This window comes from Streptomyces poriferorum (genome assembly GCF_019399235.1).
Lineage (GTDB): Bacteria > Actinomycetota > Actinomycetes > Streptomycetales > Streptomycetaceae > Streptomyces > Streptomyces poriferorum.
Genome location: NZ_JAELVH010000407.1, coordinates 1 through 5,034 on the forward strand (window position 1 = coordinate 1; position 5,034 = coordinate 5,034).

Sequence of the window (5,034 nt, forward strand, 5' to 3'; positions counted from 1 at the left end):
CGATGACGGCGTCGGCGCCGGTACCTTGATGGACGCGGCCACGTCCCGCAGGAGATGGGTGAAGGCGCTCTCGTCGACGATCGGCGTGCCGAACGACTTCGCCTTCACCGTCTTCGAGGTCGCGGCGTCCGGGTCGTTGGTGACGAGCAGGCTCGTCAGCCGGGAGACGCTCGTCGCCACATGGAGCCCCGCCTCCACGGCCCGGTCCTCCAGGAGCTCGCGGTCGATCGAGGTGTCGCCGGAGAACGCCACCCGCATGCCCTGCATGAGAGGTTTTTCCTTTTCGTACCGACCTGGGTTCGGATACGGGCACGCCGGGCGCTTGCGAGAGGGGCGCCAGCTGTTCTGTGCCCCGTACGAGGGCTGGTAGCCGATCCGCGGGGTGACGGGGGAGTCCGACCACTCGGTCAGCGGCCGGCACTCCAGCAGCGGCAGCCGCATTCCGTCCCGCGCCGCCGCGTGCAGGCTGGGGCGGAACGCCTCGGCGAGCACCCGGGCGTCGTCCAGCGCGTGGTGCGCGCGCTCCTGCACCACGCCGAAGTGCGCGGCCAGCGACTCCAGCTTGTGGTTGGGCAGCGGCAGCCGCAGCTCCTTGGAGAGCGCGATGGTGCACAGCCGCTGCTGGACGGGGGCGATCACCGCGGCCCGTGCGTACTCCCGGGCCAGCATCGACCAGTCGAAGGCGGCGTTGTGCGCGACGAGCACACGGTCGGCGAGCCGCTCGGAGAGCTGCGCGGCCACTTCGGGGAAGAGCGGGGCGCCTTCCAGGACATCGCTCGTCAGGCCGTGGATCCAGACAGGTCCGGGATCACGCTCCGGGTTGACGAGGCTGTACCAGTGGTCCTCGACGTTGCCCTGGGCGTCCAGGCGGTAGACGGCGGCGGAGATGATCCGGTCGTCCCGTGCGAGGCCGGTGGTCTCCACGTCGACGACCGCGTACCCCTGCGGGTAGGCGGTCGGCCACGGTGCTGCGGTCTGGCGGTCGTCGAGCATGGTCACAGAGAATACGGGCCGCCACCGACAGTCCCCTATTCGGCCGTCACCCCTGGGGGTCCGCCGACGACGAGCAGCCCGTCCACCAGGGCCCGTACGGACGTGACGAACAGCCGTTCCTGGTCGGCCGGCCGGGCCAGCGCCCTGGCCAGTGCGGGGTCGCCGCCGGCCGTCGACGTACTCCACAGATCGCCCTCGGCTGGCGACTGCACGGGCGACCGCTCCCGGTTGCGCTCGACGAGCAGGAAGCCGACGGTGTGGAACTGCACCGCCCGTACCGCGTCCGCCGCCCGGGAGCCGCGCAGCCCGGCGGCGTGCACCTCGTGGGCGAGCGCCTGCTGGGCCGGCAGGAACATGCGTTCCGTCAGTCCCCGTTCGTGGACCATCGCGATCAGATGCGGGCGGGCGCGCAGCTCCCGGCGCAGCCCGCGGGCCACGGAGACGATCCTGGTCACCGGGGTGCGGCCGGCGGGGCGGAGGGTGCCCATCTCCTGGACGGTGCGCTCGACCAGGGCGTCCAGCAGCGACTCGCGGTTGCCGACGTGCCAGTAGATCGACGTGACGGCGGTGCCCAGTTCGGCGGCCAGTCTGCGCATGGTGAGGGCCGGCGGACCGTGCTGCCGTACGAGTCCCGCAGCGGCCGCGAGGACCTCCTCACGGGTCAGCGACGATCGAGCCACAGCTCCTCCGGTCTCCAGAACTCCGTTACAAGCACGGCTATTTACCCTTCACGCGCTCCGGTGTAACTGTGTTACAGAACCCGGCGCGGACAACCGAGAAGGGTGGCACCGCATGGCACGTGTACGGTACGGCGCGCGCACCGAGGCCGAGATCGCGGAGGCCCGCGCGGCCCGCTCCCGGCTCCCCGACATCTGGTCCACCGGCGTCGCCGCCGTCTGGGAGAGCGACCCGGACGCGGTGGCCGCAGTCCTCCCACCACCCCTGAAACCCTCGGCCCGTCCGCTCGTCCGGGCGAACATCAGCAAGGTCGATCTGACCGGCTATCCGCTCGGCGCGGGCTCCGTCGCCGTCGCCGCCGTCCATGACGGGCACGAGGGCTGGTACCCGCTGGTCATGCCGATGACCCACGAGCGGGCCCTGACCGGCGGCCGGGAGGTGTTCGGCGAGCCGAAGAAGCTCGGTGAGGTCAGCGTGGAGCGCGAAGGACTCGTCGTGCACGCCTCGCTCGCCCGCCACGGCATCGCCTTCGTAGAGATCCGCGGCGCGGTCGGCGAACCGCTCCCACTGCCCGGACCGTCCACCAAGCTCGACTTCTACTTCAAGTTCCTGCCCGCGGTGGACGGCGAGGGCTTCGACGCCGACCCCGTACTGATCCACTGCACCCGCCACGAGAAGGTCCGCCGGCTGGAGCGGATCACCGGCGACGTCGTGCTGCGCGAGTCCATGTACGACCCGGTCGCCGACCTCCCCGTACTGCGCGTCCTCGACATCACCATCGGCGAGAAGACCAGCGACCAGCAGGGCCGGGCCGTCGAGCGGGTGAGCGCCGACGCGCTCCTGCCGTACATCCACCAGCGCTACGACGATCCGCAGCAGATCCACGACGGCCCGCCGCGAGGGAGCGTCCGATGAGGCTTCAGGAGGGGCAGGTCGCCGTCGTCACCGGCGCCGCGAGCGGCATCGGACTCGCGATGGCCCGGCGGTTCGCGGCCGAGGGGCTGAAGGTCGTACTCGCCGACGTGGAGGAGGGCGCTCTCGACAAGGCGGCCGGTGAACTGCGCGCGGAGGGCGCACAGGTGCTGGCCCGGCCCGTCGACGTCAGCGAGCGCGACTCCGTGCGGGCGCTGGCCGAGGCCGCGTACGAGACCTTCGGCGCCGTGCACGTGCTGTGCAACAACGCCGGGGTCGGCTCCGGAGCCGAGGGCCGGATGTGGGAGCACGAGCCCAACGACTGGAAGTGGGCCTTCGCCGTCAACGTGTGGGGCGTCTTCCACGGCATCCAGGCCTTCCTGCCGCGCATGCTCGCGGACGGCGGCCCCGGCCACGTCGTCAACACCTCGTCCGGCGACGGCGGAATCGCCCCGCTGCCCACCGCGTCCGTGTACGCCGTCACCAAGTCAGCCGTCGTCACGATGACCGAGTCGTTGTACGCGCACCTGAAGGCGGAGGGCGCCGCGGTCGGTGCCTCGGTCCTGTTCCCCGGCCCGCACATGCTGCGTACCGGACTGTGGGAGTCGCACCGCAACCGGCCCGAACGGTACGCCAAGGAACGCCCGCGCAGGACCCCGTACCGCAGCCTCGACCAGTGGGAGAAGGCCATGAAGGCGGGCGGCCACGAGGTGGAGTTCACGCCCGTGGAGGACGTGGCCGCCACCGTCGTGGACGGGATCCGTGCCGACCGCTTCTGGATGCTGCCCGACAGCGAGCACAGCGACCGGCAGATCCGCGCCAGGTCGCAGTCGATGCTGGAGCGTTCCAACCCGTCCTACCTGGAGAACTTCATACTCGACTGAGGGGACAGGACCCAGCGATGACCGACGACGACCCGTACCTGATCATCTCCTCCGACTGCCACGCCGGGCTTCCCACCGAGGAGTACCGGCCCTACCTGGACAGCCGGTTCCACCGCGAGTTCGACGACTTCCTGGCCGGCCGCGACCGCCGCCGCGAGGAGATGACCCGCCTCGGCGTGCGCAACGAGGCCTTCGCCGACAAGTGGTTCCACGACAACGAGGAAGGACTGAGGGGCGGCTGGGACGCGACGCAGCGCCTCAAGGAGCTCGACGGCGACGGCGTGGCGGCCGAGGTCGTCTTCCCTGACGCGGACGCCGTCGACAGCCGCACCGCGGCCCCCTTCGGGGTCGGCCTCGGCCTCTCCGGGGACCAGGACCCCGAGCTGGGCATGGCCGGAGCGCAGGCCCACAACCGCTGGCTCGCCGAGTTCGTCTCCCAGCACCCCGAACGCCACTGCGGTGTCGCCCTGTTGCCCGTCACCGGCGAGGTCGGCCGGGTCGTCGCCGAGATCCACCGGGCGAAGGAGTCCGGTCTCGGCGCCCTGATGATCCCCTCGATGTGGGTGGACAAGGCCCCGTACCACGACCGCCGTTACGACCCCGTGTGGGCGGCCGCCGCCGAGACGGGCATGCCGATCGTCACCCACTCCGGCGCGGCGCCGCGCCACGAGTACGGCGACCACCTCGGGATCTACGTCTCCGAGGTCACCTGGTGGCCCTCCCGCCCGCTCTGGTTCCTCCTCTGGTCGGGCGCCTTCGAACGGCATCCCGGGCTGAAGTTCGGTGTCGCGGAGTCAGGCTGCTGGTGGCTGCCGAACCTCCTCTGGTTCATGGACCGGCTCTACCTCGGCGCCCACGGCGGCAAGAAGCTCTCCCCGTTCGCCGAACTGAAGCGCCCGCCGCACGAGTACCTCGACCGGCAGGTGTTCATCTGCGCCACCAACACCAAACGCCGCGAACTCGCCCAGCGGTACGAGATCGGCGTCGGCAACATCCTGTGGGGCAGCGACTTCCCGCACCCCGAGGGCACCTGGCCGAACACCGCGAACTGGCTGCGCAACACCTTCCACGACATTCCCGTCGCCGAGACCCGCGTGATGCTGGGCCTCGCGGCCGCCGAGGTCTTCGGCTTCGACAAGGACAGGCTCGCCCCCATTGCCGCGCGCATCGGACCCACCCCCGCGGACCTGGGCCAGAGCACCGATCAGGCGGCGGTCGAGGCGTCCTGGGCCCGCTCGCGCGAGGTCGGCCGGCACTGGCTGACCGACCACGACTTCCCGGTCCTGGGGGCGTCATGACGGACCGCTACACCGTCATCTCCGCCGACTGCCACGCCGGCGCCGACCTGCTCGACTACAAGCCGTACCTGGAGTCGAAGCACCACGACGACTTCGACGCCTGGGCGGCGGCCTACGTCAACCCGTACGAGGACCTGGTCGCCGACACCGCCGACCGGAACTGGAACTCGGACCGTCGCCTCGCCGAGCTGGAGGCGGACGGCATCGTCGCGGAAGTCGTCTTCCCCAACACCATCCCGCCCTTCTTCCCCTCCGCCTCCCTGATGGCC

General features: G+C 71.1%; 5 protein-coding genes and 1 pseudogene. 4 read left to right on the plus strand and 2 right to left on the minus strand.

Going from position 1 to position 5,034, the window contains the following annotated elements; genetic code table 11:
* Together JGS39_RS37055 and JGS39_RS37060 are read right to left on the minus strand one after the other, a co-directional pair.
* Positions 1-999 (minus strand): DEDDh family exonuclease (locus JGS39_RS37055; RefSeq protein ID WP_219574164.1); only part of this gene is annotated, 999 nt, incomplete at its 3' end.
* Between the two features lie 29 nt (positions 1,000-1,028).
* The gene (locus JGS39_RS37060; protein WP_219574165.1) at positions 1,029-1,673 is read right to left on the minus strand and encodes a TetR/AcrR family transcriptional regulator; all 645 of its coding nucleotides are present in this window, start codon (positions 1,671-1,673) and stop codon (positions 1,029-1,031) included.
* 112 nt (positions 1,674-1,785) lie between these two features.
* On the opposite strand from JGS39_RS37060, the gene JGS39_RS37065 reads away from it, so the two are divergent.
* From JGS39_RS37065 to JGS39_RS37080, 4 genes and pseudogenes are all read left to right on the plus strand, one after another.
* A complete protein-coding gene (locus JGS39_RS37065; RefSeq protein WP_219574166.1) occupies positions 1,786-2,586 on the plus strand; it encodes an acetoacetate decarboxylase family protein in 801 nt (266 codons plus the stop codon).
* On the plus strand, positions 2,583-3,467 hold the full coding sequence (locus JGS39_RS37070; protein WP_219574167.1) for an SDR family NAD(P)-dependent oxidoreductase: 885 nt from the start codon (positions 2,583-2,585) through the stop codon (positions 3,465-3,467). The genes JGS39_RS37065 and JGS39_RS37070 overlap by 4 nt, the downstream gene beginning before the upstream one ends.
* Positions 3,468-3,484: 17 nt before the next feature.
* Positions 3,485-4,765: an amidohydrolase family protein gene (locus JGS39_RS37075; RefSeq protein WP_219574168.1), complete on the plus strand. Its 1,281-nt coding sequence runs from the start codon at positions 3,485-3,487 to the stop codon at positions 4,763-4,765.
* Positions 4,762-5,034, plus strand: a pseudogene (locus JGS39_RS37080) (amidohydrolase family protein); the annotation flags it as partial. The gene JGS39_RS37075 and the pseudogene JGS39_RS37080, both read left to right, overlap by 4 nt.

What these genes read in the sequence shown, in the direction of transcription:
- JGS39_RS37065 (WP_219574166.1), top strand. Translation starts at nt 1,786, where the DNA reads ATGGCACGTGTACGGTACGGCGCGCGCACCGAGGCCGAGATCGCGGAG.
- JGS39_RS37070 (WP_219574167.1), top strand. Translation starts at nt 2,583, where the DNA reads ATGAGGCTTCAGGAGGGGCAGGTCGCCGTCGTCACCGGCGCCGCGAGC.
- JGS39_RS37075 (WP_219574168.1), top strand. Translation starts at nt 3,485, where the DNA reads ATGACCGACGACGACCCGTACCTGATCATCTCCTCCGACTGCCACGCC.